The organism is Salmonella sp. SAL4457, from assembly GCF_046548235.1.
GTDB classification, from domain to species: domain Bacteria; phylum Pseudomonadota; class Gammaproteobacteria; order Enterobacterales; family Enterobacteriaceae; genus Salmonella; species Salmonella enterica.
Genome location: NZ_JBGDZO010000004.1, coordinates 81,829 through 100,886 on the forward strand (window position 1 = coordinate 81,829; position 19,058 = coordinate 100,886).

The 19,058-nt window shown below is 50.4% G+C and carries 19 protein-coding genes and 3 pseudogenes; 14 read left to right on the forward strand and 8 right to left on the reverse strand.

What is annotated here, in order from left to right; genetic code table 11:
* Position 1: 1 nt before the first annotated feature.
* The 3 genes and pseudogenes from ACLJNW_RS14185 to ACLJNW_RS14195 form a co-directional block, all read left to right on the forward strand.
* Positions 2–391, forward strand: a pseudogene (locus tag ACLJNW_RS14185) (hypothetical protein); the annotation flags it as partial.
* Between the two features lie 462 nt (positions 392–853).
* Positions 854–1,084, forward strand: a complete 231-nt coding sequence (locus ACLJNW_RS14190; protein WP_227004537.1) for a hypothetical protein — start codon at positions 854–856, stop codon at positions 1,082–1,084.
* A 6-nt stretch (positions 1,085–1,090) separates the two neighbouring features.
* Positions 1,091–1,498, forward strand: coding sequence for a tail fiber assembly protein (locus ACLJNW_RS14195; RefSeq protein WP_000006335.1), 408 nt, complete (start codon positions 1,091–1,093; stop codon positions 1,496–1,498).
* 196 nt (positions 1,499–1,694) lie between these two features.
* Here ACLJNW_RS14195 and sopE read toward each other — a convergent pair whose 3' ends face one another.
* Positions 1,695–2,417 (reverse strand): SPI-1 type III secretion system guanine nucleotide exchange factor SopE, encoded by a 723-nt coding sequence (sopE, locus tag ACLJNW_RS14200; protein ID WP_000161707.1) that lies wholly within the window; start codon positions 2,415–2,417, stop codon positions 1,695–1,697.
* Between the two features lie 210 nt (positions 2,418–2,627).
* Between sopE and ACLJNW_RS14205 the strand changes: the two are divergent.
* Positions 2,628–2,720, forward strand: a pseudogene (locus ACLJNW_RS14205) (DNA-invertase); the annotation flags it as partial.
* 1 nt (position 2,721) lies between these two features.
* On the opposite strand, the pseudogene ACLJNW_RS14210 reads toward ACLJNW_RS14205, so the two are convergent.
* Positions 2,722–2,853 (reverse strand): annotated as a pseudogene (locus ACLJNW_RS14210) (phage tail protein); the annotation flags it as partial.
* Positions 2,854–2,941: 88 nt separating this feature from the next.
* On the opposite strand from ACLJNW_RS14210, the gene ACLJNW_RS14215 reads away from it, so the two are divergent.
* Positions 2,942–3,505 carry a recombinase family protein gene (locus ACLJNW_RS14215; protein ID WP_000639149.1) on the forward strand — a complete coding sequence of 188 codons (564 nt, stop codon included), beginning with the start codon at positions 2,942–2,944 and terminating at the stop codon, positions 3,503–3,505.
* A gap of 143 nt (positions 3,506–3,648) precedes the next feature.
* Here the strand turns inward: ACLJNW_RS14215 and ACLJNW_RS14220 are convergent, their stop codons facing one another.
* Together ACLJNW_RS14220 and ACLJNW_RS14225 are read right to left on the reverse strand one after the other, a co-directional pair.
* Positions 3,649–3,897, reverse strand: a complete 249-nt coding sequence (locus tag ACLJNW_RS14220) for a DinI-like family protein (RefSeq protein ID WP_001217553.1) — start codon at positions 3,895–3,897, stop codon at positions 3,649–3,651.
* 61 nt (positions 3,898–3,958) lie between these two features.
* Complete coding sequence (locus ACLJNW_RS14225) at positions 3,959–5,056, reverse strand: tyrosine-type recombinase/integrase (protein WP_000332264.1); 1,098 nt, start codon at positions 5,054–5,056, stop codon at positions 3,959–3,961.
* Positions 5,057–5,144: 88 nt separating this feature from the next.
* On the opposite strand from ACLJNW_RS14225, the gene dusA reads away from it, so the two are divergent.
* Both dusA and pspG read left to right on the forward strand, forming a co-directional pair.
* The gene (gene dusA / locus ACLJNW_RS14230) at positions 5,145–6,182 is read left to right on the forward strand and encodes a tRNA dihydrouridine(20/20a) synthase DusA (RefSeq protein ID WP_052934728.1); all 1,038 of its coding nucleotides are present in this window, start codon (positions 5,145–5,147) and stop codon (positions 6,180–6,182) included.
* A 167-nt stretch (positions 6,183–6,349) separates the two neighbouring features.
* Positions 6,350–6,592 carry an envelope stress response protein PspG gene (pspG, locus tag ACLJNW_RS14235; RefSeq protein WP_000891414.1) on the forward strand — a complete coding sequence of 81 codons (243 nt, stop codon included), beginning with the start codon at positions 6,350–6,352 and terminating at the stop codon, positions 6,590–6,592.
* A gap of 173 nt (positions 6,593–6,765) precedes the next feature.
* Here the strand turns inward: pspG and ACLJNW_RS14240 are convergent, their stop codons facing one another.
* The gene (locus ACLJNW_RS14240) at positions 6,766–7,749 is read right to left on the reverse strand and encodes a quinone oxidoreductase (protein WP_000235555.1); all 984 of its coding nucleotides are present in this window, start codon (positions 7,747–7,749) and stop codon (positions 6,766–6,768) included.
* A gap of 64 nt (positions 7,750–7,813) precedes the next feature.
* Here ACLJNW_RS14240 and dnaB point away from each other — a divergent pair, with 64 nt between their 5' ends.
* The 6 genes from dnaB (at position 7,814) to ACLJNW_RS14270 (ending at position 13,523) form a co-directional block, all read left to right on the forward strand.
* Entirely contained in the window at positions 7,814–9,229 is a 1,416-nt protein-coding gene (dnaB, locus tag ACLJNW_RS14245; RefSeq protein ID WP_000918353.1) for a replicative DNA helicase, read from the forward strand.
* Positions 9,230–9,260: 31 nt separating this feature from the next.
* On the forward strand, positions 9,261–10,340 hold the full coding sequence (gene alr / locus ACLJNW_RS14250) for an alanine racemase (RefSeq protein WP_001147297.1): 1,080 nt from the start codon (positions 9,261–9,263) through the stop codon (positions 10,338–10,340).
* Between the two features lie 185 nt (positions 10,341–10,525).
* Positions 10,526–11,719: an aromatic amino acid transaminase gene (gene tyrB / locus ACLJNW_RS14255; RefSeq protein ID WP_023204800.1), complete on the forward strand. Its 1,194-nt coding sequence runs from the start codon at positions 10,526–10,528 to the stop codon at positions 11,717–11,719.
* A 186-nt stretch (positions 11,720–11,905) separates the two neighbouring features.
* The gene (gene aphA, locus ACLJNW_RS14260; RefSeq protein WP_000724431.1) at positions 11,906–12,619 is read left to right on the forward strand and encodes an acid phosphatase AphA; all 714 of its coding nucleotides are present in this window, start codon (positions 11,906–11,908) and stop codon (positions 12,617–12,619) included.
* A gap of 128 nt (positions 12,620–12,747) precedes the next feature.
* Positions 12,748–13,164: a secondary thiamine-phosphate synthase enzyme YjbQ gene (locus ACLJNW_RS14265; RefSeq protein ID WP_000270392.1), complete on the forward strand. Its 417-nt coding sequence runs from the start codon at positions 12,748–12,750 to the stop codon at positions 13,162–13,164.
* 2 nt (positions 13,165–13,166) lie between these two features.
* Positions 13,167–13,523 carry an MmcQ/YjbR family DNA-binding protein gene (locus ACLJNW_RS14270; RefSeq protein WP_000155666.1) on the forward strand — a complete coding sequence of 119 codons (357 nt, stop codon included), beginning with the start codon at positions 13,167–13,169 and terminating at the stop codon, positions 13,521–13,523.
* Here ACLJNW_RS14270 and ACLJNW_RS14275 read toward each other — a convergent pair whose 3' ends face one another.
* From ACLJNW_RS14275 to uvrA, 3 genes are all read right to left on the reverse strand, one after another.
* A complete protein-coding gene (locus ACLJNW_RS14275) occupies positions 13,524–13,862 on the reverse strand; it encodes a hypothetical protein (RefSeq protein WP_000146587.1) in 339 nt (112 codons plus the stop codon). It abuts the gene before it with no gap.
* Positions 13,849–14,304: a hypothetical protein gene (locus ACLJNW_RS14280; protein ID WP_000432197.1), complete on the reverse strand. Its 456-nt coding sequence runs from the start codon at positions 14,302–14,304 to the stop codon at positions 13,849–13,851. Before ACLJNW_RS14280 ends, ACLJNW_RS14275 begins: the two co-directional genes overlap by 14 nt.
* A 131-nt stretch (positions 14,305–14,435) precedes the next feature.
* Positions 14,436–17,261: an excinuclease ABC subunit UvrA gene (gene uvrA, locus ACLJNW_RS14285; protein ID WP_000357725.1), complete on the reverse strand. Its 2,826-nt coding sequence runs from the start codon at positions 17,259–17,261 to the stop codon at positions 14,436–14,438.
* Positions 17,262–17,508: 247 nt separating this feature from the next.
* Between uvrA and ssb1 the strand changes: the two genes are divergently transcribed.
* A complete protein-coding gene (ssb1, locus tag ACLJNW_RS14290) occupies positions 17,509–18,039 on the forward strand; it encodes a single-stranded DNA-binding protein SSB1 (RefSeq protein ID WP_000168322.1) in 531 nt (176 codons plus the stop codon).
* The last annotated feature ends 1,019 nt before the right edge of the window (positions 18,040–19,058 follow it).

Genomic DNA, 19,058 nt, shown 5'->3' on the forward strand with positions numbered 1-19,058 from the left:
CATGCATCGTATAGACACGAAAACCGCGCAGAAGGATAAGTTCGGCGCGGGTAAGAACGGTTTTACCCGTGGTAACCCCCAGACCGGAACGCCTGCCACCGATCTGGATGATGACTACTTTGACATGTTGCAGGAGGAGCTTTGCAGCGTGGTGGAGGCATCCGGTGCCAGCCTGGAGAAGGGGCGGCACGACCAGCTGCTTACCGCGCTTCGTGCGCTGCTGTTAAGCCGCAAGAATCCGTTTGGCGATATCAAATCGGACGGCACGGTGAAAACGGCTCTCGAAAACCTTGGTTTAGAAGAAACGATAAATCGTGCCGCCGATGCGTTACAAAAATCACAGAACGGTGCAGACATTCCTGACAAGCCGCGGTTTGTACAAAATATCGGTTTAAAAGAAACCCTCAATCCAACAAAACGCGTGAGTATCGGCAATATCGGAACCGGCGTTTTTGACGGCAGCACACCGTGTATAAATATCGGTGACAGTGACAGTGGATTTATCGGCAGCGCGGATGGCGTACTGGATATTTACTGTAACGCTGCCAAAGTGGGTTATATCGATGGCAACGGATTACACATGCTCACCGATATTCATTTCGATAATGCGCGCATGACCACTAATGGTGACATTTTTGGTTCAGTGTGGGGGAATAACTGGCTGAGTATCTGGATTACTAATCAGCTAAATACCCGTGGAACGATTGACTGGATCAATAGTGAACTGGCAGTTCGTGACAACAACATCAACACCCGCGCCACATGGGATTATGTTAACCAGACTTTCGCCCGTAAAAATACCGGCAGCATTCAGGACTGGGGCTGGATTCTGGACGACAGCACCGGATTTATAATGCAGTGGGGAACACTTGGTAACTCAAACGGAACCTACAATTTCCCGCGCGCTTTCCCTGTTGGTTGCTTTGCCGTTTTTGTAACCAATACCAACGCTCAGGGCACCCAGGTGGATAACGCATTCGGATACCCGGTGAGCAACAGTCAGTTTTTTGCCGCCACCAAGTCATCAGGAATGGCCAATCTGGTCAATAATTTTCCTGTAGCCTGGCTTGCACTTGGGAGATAAATATCAATGAGCGAATATTATTACAGCTTTAAAGAAAAAGGTTTTTTCTGGCAACCGGATACCGAATCCGATAATTCCCCTGACGATTTAATTCCCCTGACAGATGAGTATTATCGCGAGCTGATGCAGGGCCAGGTGGACGGAAAATATATTGAGCACAGGAAAGGAGGCCCGGTACTGGTTGAGCATCGCGAATATACACCTGAAGAGCTGGTTGCACAGGCTGAAGCCAGAAAAGCGGAACTTCTTGCTGAGGCTGAGTCAGTTATTGCGCCACTGGCGCGGGCGGTAAAACTGAAAATTGCCACAGATGAAGAGATTAAACGGCTGGAAGCATGGGAACTTTATAGCGTAATGGTAAACCGGGTGGATACAGCTAACCCAGACTGGCCGGAGAAACCAGCTCAGATATAAAAATATAGATATGTAGTAGAGACTGCTGCTATATGTTATATAGCAGCAATGGCTATTTTTTTGATGGTTGAGTGTATAATTTTAGCACTGGTAAATGACGGTTTAGCTCCGGAGTTAGTTCCTGGGGAAAATTATGGATACTATTGGTTCATATTAATCAGGAAGAGGCTCCGCATATTTTTTGGTTTTTCAGTGTTCAGGGAGTGTTTTGTATATATTTATTAGCAATGTTTTCTAGTATCAGTTGGAATTGCTGTGGAGTCGGCATAGCACACTCATTAAACAGTGGTGCAACTTCTGTCATAATGATCTTCTCCGCATAGATTTTAAAGGATGCCTGCTGATGTTGATTGATAAACATACGTGGATACTTACTGTTTGCTGATGAAATCAACGGAGTTATAAAAGGATTGGCCCCTGCGCCGCTTGGCGTAAAAACGTCATTTTTGGTTGTTCCGGGCAGACCTGCATTTTTCGCTGCTTCGCCAATTTCCTGAAGAAAAGGCGCTATGTTGATCCCTTTGCTGATGAGCAAATTACAACACTGATCTTTATTCTTGCTGTAAACTGCCGATAGTATAGCTTCACGGGTCTGGCTGGCGTATGCGGGGTCTTTACTCGCACTACCTCTAATATCTATATCATTGAGCGTTTGAAGCATAAAATCTTTAACGACTTTATTTGTCAACACTGCCCGGCCCTCAGATGCGCTTCCTCGGTGAAAGTGTGTTGCAGAAGACTCAGTGTTCTTATGCGAAATAAAACGTTCCGATAATTTTGACCTTAATTCGATGAAGTGATTTTTTACTGCGAGAATACTTTTTGCTAAAGAATTTTTCTCGGTTGATTTTTCTTTTAGTAGTGTGGTTTCCTGTTTTTGGATTCTAAAATTTTGGGGAGATAAAGTTATTTTTGTCACGGTAATGATCCTTTTATATGTACATAACTCATTTATATATAGATAGCAGGAATACTTTTATTTTTTATAGCAAATGCTATGTCCATCTGATTGATGAATTAGAAAAAATCGGCTGATTCAATTAATGCTACAAATAGTACTATTTTTATTTTCCAGAAACTTTCAAAAAAAGTCCTTTTCGCTCAGGAGGAGCCTTGCCGTTCTGGCATTGAAATGGAGTGTGAGCTGATCGTTGAGCGTACCAGAGCCGGGTTGGAAGTGGTGCGTTCAAAAGGTCGTATTGGTGGCAGGCGTCCAAAGCTCAATCACCGATAGCGATGGAACTACCGCCCAGTGTGTTATTAGTATTCACGCCGAAGGAAGATGTCTGTGGCAGGGTTAACTTCCCGTTCATCTCATCGCCAGTTTTCTGGACTGCGCCCGCAGCCAGATTTATCGTTTCGCCTAAACCAACCTTTCAAATATTTTTCTGAATCAGGTGATATTTCGCCTCTTCTCCTGTTTTTACAACAGGAGAAGCACTCATGATTTACGGGTATGTTCGTGTATCAACAAATCATCAGGATACAGAGTTGCAACGTCTTGCACTTGAGTCAGCTGGCTGTGAGCGAATTTATGAAGAATATGCCAGTGGCAGAACAGCTAATCGCCCTGTGTTAAAGGAATTAATTACGGTGATGAAAAGTGGAGATGAGTTGATTGTCTGGAAGTTAGATCGGATAGGGAGAAATGTGCTGCATGCGCTATTGATGTTTCAAAATCTGCACGAAAAAGGTGTTAATTTTCGGAGTATTACAGATGGCGTAGACCTGAAAACAGCAAGTGGTCGCTATAATTTCCGTAATATTCTTTCTGCTGCGCAGTATGAATCTGATTTGAATAGCGAGCGAACTTTAGCTGGTTTGGCTATTGCCAGATCCAAAGGCCGGATTGGTGGGCGTAGACCGAAGTTTAGCGACGAGCAGTGGCAACAGATGGGAGCGCTCATAGCGGCAGGGAAATCACGGCGTTATGTTGCACGTATCTATAACGTTGGGCTATCAACCCTATATAAACGATTTCCTGTTACTGGCATTCAAACGAAATAATTTAAAAGCAATTTAAAGAGTTATTTGTCTAATGTTGGAAGCCGCAGCCACGTCGTATGCAAGAACGTGCTGCGGCTGGCTGGCGAACTTTCGATAGTGCGAGTATTGAATGATTTCCAGCCGTTACCGATTTTACGTGTTAATTAGTGAACAAACCACTCGTCAGCAGATTCCCAGGTATCTTTCAGAGTCTCCTGAACAAAAGTTTTTGCAGAATCCTTATCTGCGGTGCGTGTAACAGAAAGGCCATCGTTGCTGGTGGCTTTTACGATCACCTCTACATCGTCATAACGTTTACTGATGCGTCGGGTTAATTCTTCCTTTAACGCATCCACAGCACCGGTTGGCATTTTAGTCATTTTTTCTTTGGCTATGCAGATTTCAATACGCATAAAAGTCCCTCTATACTGTGTTTGTATACAGCATTATTTTTAACTGTATGGATAAACAGTGTCAAGAGGTCTTATTTCTGCTCCTTTGGAGCTCTTCAAAACGATTATGTAAAGATTTCGGATACAGTTCGGTATATACCTGCCATAGCACGTTTAATGAACGATGCCCTGTAACCTGGGCGACTTCCTCAATACTAAAACCAGCCTCAAATAAGCGACTTGCCCCTTCTCTACGCAAATCATGGTATCGCAGATCTTTAATACCTAATTTGCTTCTTACCCTCTGGAATCCCGCAGTAACAGAAGTGCTGTTATATGGAAAAATGAATTCTGATTTTTTGGGTTGTCGTTGGACGATATCCCAGGCTTCCCCAAGCAAGGCTACTTTCATATGGTTGCCTTCCTTTTTACGTGGATCTTTCCTGTCTCTTACGAGTATGGATTTTTGTTCCTGATCGAGATCCTCCCATCGTAATCGGCATACTTCACCGATTCGCATACATGACCACACAGAAAATTTGAGGATATCAACGAACGGAATTTTTGAGCATTTATGTGTAGATCGTTGTTGAAGACCTTCAATGAGCATGTCCAGTTCATCAGATGCCGGTCTACGATTACGACGATTTGATTTACCAATTAAACCAAGTTTAAGTAGATATGGACGAGCGGCTTTTGCTGGGTTTGATGTGTAATTAATTCCATATACAGGTTTGGCAGCATCCAGAACACTGCCAAGATAACTAACATCGTGGCTAACTGTAGCTGGACCTGCACCAGCGTTGTTTCTTAGCCTGCAATGTTCAATTACGTCATTTTCTGTCAGTTCAGATAGTTTGATCGCGGAGATGTCACTATCCATAAGCAGTTCCAGCACATATCTTTTAGTACGGCCTGCTTTACCTCCGGCATTTGGGTCATTTAAATATTTGTGTAGTAAGTCACGGACTGTAAGTCCGTCAACTGCATTTGATGATGGAATGCCATATAGATCTAATTCCATCACTTTCTGTGTGCCCCATGTTTTGGCATGAGCATGTTTAGGGAATGTTTTGCTTTCCCTGTAAGTGATAACACCTTTTTCTTTGATAATCACATTACAGCGATAGCGTGGTGTGCCATCGGATTTTAGTCGTTTCTCTATGTTATAGTACGCCATTACACGACCTCGTTATTTCGGGTTCCCATAAAACGTGGGAACCTGTGCGGGAACCTAACGCGAGAAAAATAGCCTGAAATGTTCAAAAATGCACGATAATCATGAAACAAAAAAAATTAATCAAACCAGCGTGATGCCTGAAAAAACTGGTGTTTACTGGAATTCTCGGTTTAGCATTGCTCCTATGCTCGACTGGACGGACAGACATTGCCGCTATTTCCTGCGTTTGCTGTCTCGCCAGACGCTGCTCTACACCGAAATGGTGACCACGGGCGCGATTATTCACGGTAAGGGTGACTATCTGGCTTACAGCGAAGAAGAGCATCCGGTTGCTCTACAGCTTGGTGGAAGCGATCCGGCTCAGCTTGCGCATTGTGCAAAGCTGGCGGAAGCGCGTGGCTACGATGAAATTAACCTCAACGTGGGGTGCCCCTCCGATCGTGTGCAAAATGGTATGTTTGGCGCCTGTTTGATGGGCAATGCGCAACTGGTCGCCGATTGTGTTAAAGCCATGCGTGATGTCGTCTCGATTCCGGTAACGGTAAAAACCCGCATTGGTATTGACGATCAGGACAGTTATGCGTTTCTGTGTGATTTCATCGATACGGTTTCCGGTCGGGGCGAATGCGAGATGTTTATTATCCATGCGCGCAAAGCCTGGCTTTCTGGCTTAAGCCCGAAAGAAAATCGTGAGATCCCGCCGCTGGATTACCCGCGCGTATACCAGCTAAAGCGGGATTTTCCGCACCTGACCATGTCCATTAACGGCGGCATCAAATCGCTGGAAGAGGCGAAGGAACACCTGCGCCATATGGATGGCGTCATGGTTGGCCGCGAAGCTTATCAGAATCCGGGTATACTGGCCGCGGTAGATCGGGAGATTTTCGGCGCCGATACCACCGATGCCGACCCGGTTACGGTGGTTCGCGCGATGTATCCCTATATTGAGCGTGAATTGAGCCAGGGAGCGTATCTGGGGCATATCACTCGCCATATGCTGGGGTTGTTCCAGGGCATCCCCGGCGCGCGGCAGTGGCGTCGCTATCTGAGCGAAAACGCCCATAAAGCTGGCGCGGATGTTGCTGTACTGGAGCAGGCGCTAAAACTGGTAGCAGACAAGCGTTAAAAGTTCGCCAAAAATTAGTCAATCTCACCACGCTCTGTGCAGTCTTGCAGGGCGTTTTCTTTATATATCAAAAACATAAATATTGGCATGATTTTTGTAATAGCTTACCTGACCAAACCCGGTAAGCGCCGTGCCGCCGGGCAATGCCATCTTTATGGGGAGCGACTATGCTGGAACTACTTTTTGTGCTTGGCTTTTTTCTGATGTTAATGGTGACGGGCGTCTCCTTGCTGGGCATTCTGGCCGCGCTGGTTGTAGCGACTGCCGTCATGTTCCTGGGTGGAATGTTCGCCCTGATGATCAAGCTGTTACCGTGGCTACTGCTGGCGGTGGCTGTGGTGTGGGTGATCAAAGCAGTAAAAACGCCAAAAATCCCACAGTATCAGCGCAATAACCGTCGGTTTTACTAAGGTATTGAGCGGTTCGTCACAACCTGGAACTTTGCCCTCACAAGCAAATAGGAATCGATTATTAAATCTGTCATGATTGCGCAGGTAACGAATTCATCGCGCTGTACCCTACATACAGCCGAACAAAAAAGAAAGGGCTTCCCGGGTGGAAGCCCAATTTCTTTGCAGAGCTATTACGGAATCAGCAGGCTTGAGCCCTGTGTGGCCCGGCTTTCCAGTACCTCATGCGCGCGACGGGCATCTTTTAACGCATAGCGTTGATTTTCAGCCACATCAACTTTAATCACGCCGCTGGCGATCAATGAGAACAATTCATTGCTGGCTTCGGTCAGTTCTTCACGTGTCGTAATATACCCCTGTAGTGAAGGTCGCGTGGCATACAGGGAACCTTTCTGATTCAGAATACCTAAATTCACGCCAGTGACGGGGCCGGACGCATTGCCGAAACTGACCATCAGTCCCCGTCGTTGCAGGCAGTCCAGTGAGGCTTCCCAGGTATCTTTCCCCACGGAGTCATAGACCACGCGGACTTTTTTGCCGCCGGTGATCTCTTTTACCCGTTCGACAATGCTCTCCTCACGGTAATTAATTACCTGCCAGGCACCGGCGTCCAGCGCCCGCTGCGCTTTTTGCGCGCTACCGACGGTACCGATAAGCTTCGCGCCCAGCGCTTTTGCCCATTGGCAGGCGATCAGACCGACGCCGCCCGCAGCGGCATGAAACAGGAAGGGTTCGTCGGGTTTCACTTCATAGGTTTTGCGCAACAGGTAAAAAACGGTCAACCCCTTGAGAAAAGAGGCTGCCGCCTGTTCGAAGGAAATGGCGTCAGGTAAAATCGCGGCTTTATCTGCGGGGACGTTATGGACGGAACTGTAAGCGCCGAGCGTTGACTGCGCGTAGACGACGCGATCGCCCACGCGAATGTGCTCCACGCCGTTGCCGACTTTACTGACCACACCCGCAGCTTCGGTTCCCAGGCCCGCAGGCAACGACGGGGGCGGATAGAGTCCGCTACGGATATAGGTGTCGATGAAGTTGATACCAATGGCTTTGTTCTCAACCTGGATTTCGTGTTCCGCCGGTTCCGTTGGCGTAAACTCCACGGTCTGAAGCACTTCCGGACCACCATGCTTGTGAAATTCAATACGCGTTGCCATGCTTCCTCCAAAAGAAATGTGGTAATCTTTCGACCCAATCACTATCTCGGTAACTCCATTCACTATGGCAGGAAATAAACCCTTCAACAAACCACAGACTGATGCCCGCGACCGCGATCCGCAGGTTGCCGGGATAAAAGTGCCGCCGCACTCGATTGAAGCGGAACAGTCGGTGTTGGGCGGTTTAATGCTGGATAACGAGCGCTGGGACGATGTGGCCGAGCGCGTGGTGGCGGAAGATTTCTATACCCGCCCGCATCGCCATATCTTTACGGAGATGGGGCGCTTGCAGGAAAGCGGCAGTCCTATCGACCTGATTACGCTCGCGGAATCGCTGGAGCGGCAGGGCCAACTGGACAGCGTCGGCGGTTTCGCCTATCTGGCGGAGCTGTCTAAAAACACGCCAAGCGCGGCGAATATCAGTGCTTATGCGGACATTGTGCGCGAACGCGCCGTGGTCCGCGATATGATCGCGGTGGCGCATGAAATTGCGGACGCCGGTTACGATCCACAGGGGCGCAATAGCGACGAACTGCTGGATCTGGCGGAGTCGCGCGTCTTCCAGATCGCGGAAAACCGGGCCAACAAAGACGAAGGTCCGAAAAGCATCGACCAGATCCTCGACGCTACCGTGGCGCGTATTGAGCAGTTGTTCCAGCAACCGCACGATGGCGTTACAGGCGTGGATACCGGCTATCAGGATCTCAATAAAAAGACGGCAGGGTTACAGCGTTCGGATTTGATTATCGTCGCGGCGCGTCCCTCCATGGGTAAAACCACTTTTGCGATGAACCTCTGCGAAAATGCGGCGATGTTGCAGGATAAACCGGTACTGATCTTCAGCCTGGAGATGCCCGGCGAACAGATCATGATGCGTATGCTGGCCTCGCTGTCCCGCGTCGATCAGACACGTATTCGTACCGGTCAACTCGATGATGAAGACTGGGCGCGAATCTCCGGCACGATGGGCATTCTGCTGGAGAAACGCAATATGTATATTGACGACTCCTCAGGTCTTACGCCGACAGAAGTCCGTTCGCGCGCGCGGCGTATTTTCCGCGAACATGGCGGGTTAAGTCTGATTATGATCGACTACCTGCAATTGATGCGCGTGCCGTCGCTTTCTGATAACCGTACTCTGGAAATCGCCGAAATTTCTCGCTCGTTGAAAGCGCTGGCGAAGGAACTTCAGGTGCCGGTCGTGGCGCTATCGCAGCTTAACCGCTCCCTGGAACAACGCGCGGATAAACGTCCGGTGAACTCCGACCTGCGTGAATCCGGCTCTATTGAACAGGATGCCGACTTAATTATGTTTATCTACCGTGATGAGGTTTATCACGAGAACAGCGACTTAAAAGGCATTGCTGAAATTATTATTGGTAAGCAACGTAACGGTCCTATCGGTACGGTTCGTCTGACGTTCAATGGTCAGTGGTCGCGCTTCGATAACTATGCGGGACCGCAATACGATGATGAGTAACTCTCCGTCATTCTTTTAACAAGGAATTCAAATGCAAGCGGCAACAGTCGTCATTAACCGCCGCGCTCTGCGACACAACCTGCAACGTCTGCGTGAACTGGCGCCTGCCAGTAAGCTGGTTGCGGTGGTGAAAGCGAACGCTTATGGACACGGTCTTCTGGAGACCGCGCGAACGCTCCCTGATGCTGACGCTTTTGGCGTGGCGCGTCTTGAAGAGGCTCTACGTCTGCGAGCGGGCGGGATCACGCAGCCTATCCTGCTGCTGGAGGGTTTTTTCGACGCCGCCGATCTGCCGACCATTTCCGCGCAATGTCTGCATACCGCCGTACATAATCAAGAGCAGCTTGCCGCCCTGGAGGCGGTGGAGCTGGCGGAGCCGGTAACGGTCTGGATGAAGCTGGATACCGGTATGCATCGTCTCGGCGTGCGCCCCGAAGAGGCGGAGGCGTTCTACCAGCGTCTGACGCACTGTAAAAATGTACGCCAGCCGGTGAATATCGTCAGCCATTTTGCCCGTGCGGATGAGCCGGAATGCGGCGCTACCGAACATCAGCTCGACATTTTTAATGCCTTCTGTCAGGGTAAACCCGGTCAGCGCTCTATTGCCGCGTCTGGCGGTATTCTGCTGTGGCCGCAGTCTCACTTTGACTGGGCGCGTCCGGGCATCATTTTGTATGGCGTATCGCCGCTGGAGCACAAACCCTGGGGGCCGGATTTTGGTTTTCAGCCGGTGATGTCCTTAACCTCCAGTTTGATCGCGGTGCGTGACCACAAAGCGGGCGAACCGGTGGGCTACGGCGGGACATGGGTGAGTGAGCGCGACACGCGCCTGGGCGTGGTGGCGATGGGTTATGGCGATGGCTACCCACGAGCGGCGCCTTCCGGTACGCCAGTACTGGTCAATGGTCGTGAAGTTCCGATTGTCGGGCGGGTGGCGATGGATATGATTTGCGTAGATTTGGGGCCAAACGCGCAGGATAACGCGGGCGATCCGGTGGTCTTATGGGGTGAAGGTCTGCCGGTTGAACGTATCGCTGAAATGACAAAAGTAAGTGCTTACGAACTTATCACGCGCCTGACCTCAAGGGTGGCAATGAAGTATATTGATTAAATGCGCGGCGGGCCGGGTGGCGCTTGCGCTTATCCGGCTTGTATCGCGCATGGGCTGCAGGCCGGATAAGACGTTCACGCCGTCATCCGGTAATATGCGCATCCACCACAACATCCTCTCGATCTTCTCGTCCTTCCGGTTTATTGTGTTATTTCCTGCCCTCTGTAAACCTGGAGAACCATCGCGTGTTTCAAAAAGTTGACGCCTATGCCGGCGATCCGATTCTTTCACTGATGGAGCGTTTTAAAGACGACTCCCGTCACGACAAAGTAAATCTGAGCATTGGCCTGTATTACAACGAAGACGGGATTATCCCACAGCTTAAAACGGTGGCCGAAGCCGAAGCCCGGCTTAACGCGCAGCCGCATGGCGCTTCGCTGTACCTGCCGATGGAAGGACTCAATACTTATCGCCATACTATCGCGCCTTTGCTCTTTGGCGCCGATCACCCGGTTCTTCAGCAACAGCGCGTGGCTACTATCCAGACATTAGGCGGTTCCGGCGCGCTGAAAGTGGGCGCGGATTTCCTTAAGCGTTATTTCCCCGACGCAGGCGTATGGGTGAGCGACCCCACCTGGGAAAACCATATTGCGATATTTGCCGGGGCAGGATTCGAAGTGAGTACTTACCCCTGGTATGACGACGCGACTAACGGCATCCGTTTTAACGATCTGCTGGCCACGCTGAATACGTTACCTGCGCGCAGTATCGTGTTGCTGCACCCCTGTTGTCACAACCCGACCGGGGCGGATTTAACGCCTTCGCAATGGGATGCGGTGATTGAAATAGTGAAAGCGCGCGATCTGATTCCGTTCCTTGATATTGCCTATCAGGGGTTTGGCGCAGGCATGGACGAGGATGCTTACGCTATTCGCGCCATTGCCAGCGCTGGGTTACCTGCGTTAGTCAGTAATTCTTTTTCGAAGATTTTCTCGCTGTACGGCGAGCGCGTCGGCGGCCTGTCGGTGGTGTGTGAAGATGCTGAAATTGCCGCGCGGGTTCTGGGACAGCTAAAAGCGACGGTGCGCCGAATTTACTCCAGTCCGCCGTGTTTCGGCGCTCAGGTGGTCGCTACGGTCCTGGGCGATGAGGCGTTAAAAGCGGGCTGGCTGGCGGAAGTCGACGCGATGCGTAACCGCATTATATCGATGCGCCAGACGCTGGTGAAGGAGCTGAAGGCGGAGATGCCTGACCGCAACTTTGATTACTTGTTACAGCAGCGCGGTATGTTCAGCTATACCGGGTTAAGCGCGGAGCAGGTCGATCGGTTGCGCGATGAGTTTGGCGTTTACCTGATTGCCAGTGGCCGCATGTGTGTCGCCGGGCTTAATGCTTCAAATGTACACCACGTGGCGAAGGCATTTGCCGCTGTCATGTAATACTCAGGCCGGACGGCGATAACAATGCTCTCCGGCCTGACAATAGCTGTTGTGATCATCCTCTTTTTTCGTAACAAAACCGCAGATAATCCTTCCTTTTGACCGTTACTGGCGTTATGGTCAGATAGTTTTTTGAGCAAAGACTCATCTTAATAATTATAATATTTTGAATTTTAAGGGAAAAGCATGAAAAAAATAACCCTGGCGCTAAGTGCCATCTGTTTATTGTTTACGCTAAACCATTCCGCGAATGCTTTAGTATCTTCCCCTTCGACGCTCAATCCGGGCACTAATGTTGCAAAACTCGCGGAACAAGCGCCTGTCCATTGGGTCTCTGTCGCCCAGATTGAAAACAGCCTCACCGGACGCCCGCCGATGGCGGTCGGCTTTGATATTGACGACACCGTGTTATTTTCCAGCCCCGGATTCTGGCGCGGAAAGAAAACCTACTCCCCGGACAGCGACGATTATCTGAAAAATCCGGCCTTTTGGGAAAAAATGAACAACGGCTGGGATGAGTTCAGTATTCCAAAAGAAGTGGCCCGACAGCTCATTGATATGCATGTTCGTCGTGGCGACAGTATTTACTTTGTCACTGGTCGTAGTCAGACGAAAACGGAAACCGTGTCGAAAACGCTGGCGGATAACTTCCATATTCCGGCGGCGAATATGAATCCGGTGATTTTCGCCGGCGATAAACCGGAACAAAATACGAAAGTACAGTGGCTGCAGGAGAAGAACATGCGTATCTTCTACGGCGATTCGGATAACGATATTACCGCAGCTCGTGATTGTGGTATCCGCGGTATTCGCATCCTGCGCGCGGCTAACTCCACCTACAAACCGCTGCCGCAGGCAGGAGCGTTTGGCGAGGAAGTCATTGTCAACTCGGAGTACTAAAAATCAGGAGAGCGTCAGGCTCTCCTTTTTTGCATGATTTTTGCACAAACTTGCCCCGCTGGCTTTTACCTTTTCCAGACTTGCTGCACACTATTCAGGAGACGTTTGTTTTTAGGAAGGAGCAGCCTATGTGGTATCAGCGCACCATTACACTGAGCGAGAAGCCGCGCGGGTTTCATCTGATAACAGATGAAATTATCGATAAATTGTCTGGCTTACCGCCTGTCGAAACGGGTTTGCTGCATCTGTTGTTGCTACATACCTCGGCCTCGCTGACGCTAAACGAAAACTGCGATCCCACCGTGCGCGCTGATATGGAGCGCCATTTCCTGAAAACCGTTCCCGATAATGCGGCGTATGAACATGACTACGAAGGCGCGGATGACATGCCTTCGCATATTAAGTCGTCAGTATTGGGCGTCTCGTTGCTGCTGCCTGTACGCCAGGGGCGTTTACAGTTAGGAACATGGCAAGGTATCTGGTTGGGAGAGCACCGTATTCACGGCGGTCCACGTAAAATCATCGCGACACTACAAGGGGAATGATAATGACCATTTCGGAATTACTGCAATACTGCATGGCAAAACCTGGCGCAGAGCAGAGCGTCCACAGCGACTGGAAAGCGACGCAAATTAAAGTGGAAGATGTACTTTTCGCGATGGTAAAAGAAGTTGAAGGACGCCCGGCAGCCTCTCTCAAAACCAGCCCGGAACTGGCAGAGTTGTTACGTCAGCAGCACAGCGATGTACGACCGAGTCGGCACCTTAATAAAGCGCACTGGAGCACGGTCTATCTGGACGGCTCGCTGCCGGATTCACAACTCTATTATCTGGTCGATGCCTCTTATCAACAGGCGGTAAATGCGCTGTCGGAAGATAAACGCAAGCAGTTGCCGCAGTCCTGATTATAGCGCGCCGACCAACAACGCCAGGGCGATATCAATGAGGCGGATGACCGTAGACCGGATACGGCTGCCGAGGGCGATTTGCGCATTATTGGCGCGTAGCCTGGCGAGGTCCCGCTGTCCTTCCAGCAGAATAATCATATCGTCGTCGTCCAGCCAGCCGCGAGCATGTTCCTGAAGCGCGCGGGCGATAAACGCGGCGGACTCGCGGATAGCGTCGTCGCTGTCTTCTCTTGCCTGCTTATACGTCTGGATAAACTCGGCAATCGCCGAGGACGCTACAGGGTGTTCGGCCCGGGCGGTGGTCATCAGGTTATGTATTTCGTTAATAGACGCCATTTTCATCTCCTTGAGTGCAGTGGGCGCCCCAATGCAGACACTCACCCTGTATAGCTAATTTCCAGACCTGATTATTTTGCTGTTGGTATCTCTCTGCCTGGATGTGAGTAAGTGGTTGCTTACGTTGCATAACCCGCGCATAAAGACGCAAATAGTGATTTTTCAGCAGCGCCAGATTATCGAGTCGGTGTTTATCCCCACCTTGACGGGCGACCCGCTCAGCCTGAAAAAATGTCTGGCGGATATCGCGATCATCCTTGAGCAGTGTCTCTTTTTGCCACGGTATTCGCGCCGCGTCCTGCAGGAAGCGGGTTGAGCGCGTTTGTAATAGCGTCAGTTGTTGAAAAGCCACGGCGCTAAAGCGGTCAGGCAGCGTACAGGCGGCTAAAAACAGGCACAGCAGTAGTGTGATTGCGTAGGGCAACTTCATGGTGTTTTCCATAACAGACCGTTTGCGCTATCACATGTCAGAGCGAGGCGGCACGCAAATCACAAATGCTCAACACGGATACAATGAGGTGGGATGAGGAAAAATGATGCCGCTTCCCGGCGAATCGGAAAGCGGCGTGAAGGTTATTTGAGCATAGGTTTAAGGAAGCGGGCGGTATGCGACGCCTCGCACTCCGCCACGGTTTCCGGCGTACCGGAGACGAGAATTTCGCCGCCGCCGCTGCCGCCTTCCGGGCCGAGGTCGACAATCCAGTCCGCCGTTTTAATGACGTCCAGGTTGTGTTCGATCACCACGATGGTGTTGCCCTGATCGCGCAACTGATGCAGAACGTCAAGCAACTGCTGAATATCGGCAAAGTGCAGGCCGGTGGTCGGCTCGTCGAGAATATACAGCGTCTGCCCGGTGCCGCGCTTCGACAGTTCGCGCGCCAGCTTCACGCGCTGGGCCTCGCCGCCGGAAAGCGTCGTCGCCGACTGACCAAGACGGATATAGGTCAGCCCCACGTCCATCAGCGTCTGCAGCTTACGCGCCAGCGCCGGAACCGCATCAAAGAACTCACGCGCTTCTTCAATGGTCATATCCAGCACTTCGTGGATGGTCTTGCCTTTGTACTTAATCTCCAGCGTTTCCCGGTTATAGCGCTTGCCTTTGCACTGGTCGCACGGCACGTAAATATCCGGCAGAAAGTGCATTTCGACTTTAATGACGCCATCGCCCTGGCACGCTTCGCAGCGACCGCCGCGCACGTTGAAGCTGAATCGCCCTGGCGTGTAGCCGCGCGAGCGAGACTCCGGCACGCCAGCAAAAAGCTCGCGAACCGGGGTAAAGACGCCCGTATAGGTCGCCGGGTTGGAACGCGGGGTGCGCCCGATTGGGCTCTGGTCGATATCGATCACTTTATCGAAATGTTCCAGCCCCTGAATATCCCGATACGGCGCCGGTTCGGCGATAGTCGCCCCGTTTAACTGACGCTGGGCGATGGGGAACAGCGTGTCGTTAATCAGCGTCGATTTACCGGAACCCGAGACGCCGGTGATACAGGTAAACAGCCCTACCGGTAGCGTAAGGGTCACATCTTTCAGGTTGTTGCCGCGCGCGCCGGTGAGTTTGAGCACTTTTTCTGGATTTGCCGGCACGCGTTGTTTCGGCACTTCAATTTTGCGTTTACCGCTCATGTACTGGCCGGTCAGCGATTCCGGTACCGCCATAATGGCTTCCAGCGGGCCTTCCGCCACCACCTCGCCGCCGTGAACGCCCGCGCCAGGGCCAATATCGATCACATGGTCGGCGGCGCGAATGGCGTCTTCATCGTGTTCCACCACAATCACGGTATTGCCAAGATTGCGCAGATGAATCAGCGTACCCAGCAGCCGTTCGTTATCGCGCTGGTGCAGACCGATGGACGGCTCATCCAGCACATACATCACGCCGACTAACCCGGCGCCTATCTGGCTCGCCAGACGAATACGCTGGGCTTCGCCGCCGGAAAGCGTCTCTGCCGAGCGGGAGAGCGTGAGATAGTTCAGGCCGACGTTCACCAGAAACTTGAGGCGATCGCCGATCTCTTTTAGCACTTTTTCGGCGATTTTCGCTCGTTGCCCGGAAAGCTTGAGATTAGTGAAAAAATCCATCGCATGGCCAATGCTCATATCGGAAATAGCAGGCAGCGGCGTATTTTCCACAAATACATGGCGCGCTTCGCGATTCAGTCGCGTGCCTTCACAGCTGGCGCAGGGGCGATTACTGATGAACTTCGCCAGCTCTTCGCGCACCGCGCTGGATTCCGTCTCTTTATAACGGCGCTCCATATTATGCAGCACGCCTTCGAACGGATGGCGGCGCACGGAGGTATCGCCGCGATCGTTCATATATTTAAATTCAATGTTCTCTTTGCCGGAACCGTACAGCACGACTTTATGTACGTTGGCGCTGAGGCTTGCCCACGGCGCATCTACGTCGAACTTATAGTGTTCCGCCAGCGACTTGAGCATTTGAAAGTAGTAAAAATTGCGACGATCCCAACCACGAATCGCGCCGCCTGCCAGCGACAGGTCGGGATTCTGGATCACGCGGTCCGGATCGAAATATTGCTGAACGCCGAGGCCGTCACAGGTCGGGCAGGCGCCTGCCGGGTTGTTGAACGAGAACAGACGCGGTTCCAGCTCGCGCATACTGTAGCCGCAAATCGGACAGGCAAAATTAGCGGAGAACAGAAGCTCCTCCGCTTTCTCATCGTCCATATCGGCAACAACCGCCGTGCCGCCGGATAATTCCAGCGCCGTTTCGAACGACTCCGCCAGGCGTTGGGAAAGATCGTTACGGACTTTGAAGCGATCGATTACCACCTCAATGGTATGTTTCTTTTGTAGCTCCAGCTTCGGCGGATCGGAGAGATCGCAGACTTCGCCGTCAATACGGGCGCGAATGTAACCCTGGCTTGCCAGATTTTCCAGCGTTTTGGTGTGTTCGCCTTTACGCTCTTTAATAATCGGCGCCAGCAGCATCAGACGTTTGCCTTCCGGCTGTGACAGCACGTTATCGACCATCTGGCTAACGGTTTGCGCCGCCAGCGGCACGTCATGGTCCGGACAACGCGGCTCGCCCACGCGGGCAAACAGCAGGCGCAGGTAGTCGTGGATCTCGGTAATAGTACCCACCGTAGAGCGCGGGTTGTGCGATGTCGATTTCTGTTCAATTGAGATCGCGGGCGATAGCCCCTCAATATGGTCGACATCCGGTTTTTCCATGAGCGACAAAAACTGCCGCGCGTAAGCGGAGAGCGATTCAACGTAACGACGCTGCCCTTCGGCATACAGAGTGTCGAAAGCCAGTGAGGATTTGCCTGAACCCGAAAGCCCGGTCACGACAATCAGTTTGTCGCGGGGGATGACGAGGTTAATATTTTTGAGATTATGGGTGCGGGCGCCCCGAACTTCGATCTTATCCATTCACCTTTCCCGGTAGAGACTCGGATGCCTGGTTTGTTTGAAGGACAAACGGCAGAAACGGCTAATTATGACACAATTTAACCTGTTTGAATATACAGTATTGGAATGCATCTTCAGCTAAAGTATGCAACAATATGAGGTTCGCGCGAGTGACCTGGAACCTGCATCGCAGCTATTAAAATGCTACGTGGAAATGGTACACTCACGCGTTTACACTATTTATGAAACGTATTCAGGAGACTCAATTATGGCCAGCAGAGGCGTAAACAAGGTGATTCTCGTTGGTAATCTGGGCCAGGACCCGGAAGTACGCTATATGCCGAGTGGCGGCGCTGTCGCCAACTTAACGCTGGCTACTTCTGAATCCTGGCGCGATAAGCAGACCGGCGAAATGAAAGAGCAGACTGAATGGCACCGGGTGGTGATGTTCGGCAAACTGGCGGAAGTGGCCGGCGAATATCTGCGTAAAGGTTCTCAGGTGTATATCGAAGGTCAATTGCGTACCCGCAAGTGGACCGATCAGAGTGGCCAGGAACGCTATACGACTGAAATTAACGTTCCGCAGATCGGCGGCGTGATGCAGATGCTGGGTGGTCGCCAGGGCGGCGGCGCGCCGGCAGGCGGGCAGCAGCAGGGGGGTTGGGGTCAGCCACAACAACCTCAGCAGCCGCAGGGCGGCAACCAGTTCAGCGGCGGCGCGCAGTCGCGTCCACAGCAATCCGCGCCAGCGCCGTCTAACGAACCGCCAATGGATTTTGACGACGACATTCCGTTCTGATTTTTGGTAAAAAAGTCAAAGCGTTATTTGCATTTTCGCTATAGCTCTCGTCTGCTGAAATGCCTGGTGTAAACCAGGCATTTTCTTACCTGGTATTATTGTCTTTGTATCCCTTTCAAAAAAGAGAAGCGCATATCTCACGGAAAAATGTCGCTTATCGCCTCTGGCCGACTCGGCTCGGCACATCATTATCCAGCCGAAGTTCATAAATGTACTGCAATAACCCGGATTGTCTTAAATATGAAAGAGAAAACTCATCTGCAAAATATATAATTTATAGCCATTTTTTGACAACAAAAAGATATTATAAAATAACGGTAGAGAATGGTCGGTATTATCAATGGTTAATTAAATGTTTGCTTTAGCTTGTGATGAGCTCAAATATGATATGTGTATCTTGCTTTATTTTTAATTGCTGAAGATAAAATTGTTACTTATAGCTGGCTTTATATAAAAAATGGTTTTATTTGTGTATTTTTTTTACACAATTCTGATTTTTTACTCCCCACTTATTATATTTTCAATGATTTAAGTTATATTGAAGTCCCTATGACCCTATGTTTTAATTGTGAAAATTCATTTTATCCTCTGGAGGTAAATTTATTAAATACGTATGGTTATAACGCGTATTAAAAAGAAATATGTCCTTAAAATGATTTAGAGTTTCAATGATTAGCTAACAAATCTATTTATCGGCGGGTGGTTTTAATTTGCTGATGACTATTTTTTATTTATGAGCTGAGAGCTTATGCGATACCTATTATTGGGGAGGATATAGTTAGTGCAATAATTGATGTCTACCTAATTAAAAAAATGAAGAGTGTTTTTAATTAAAGCACTCATCTTTGTTGTGGGCGCATAAAAATGGCGTCGTTGTTTTTATTTTTCTGATTACGAGATGTAAGAAAACTGAAATCTATAAAGCGTATTGGTAGCAGGAAGCCAAGGGCGGTAGCGTTCACTTTCTGAATAAGTTGAGCATCCTTTATCCTTTCTAATCCACAAAAACATTTTATTCA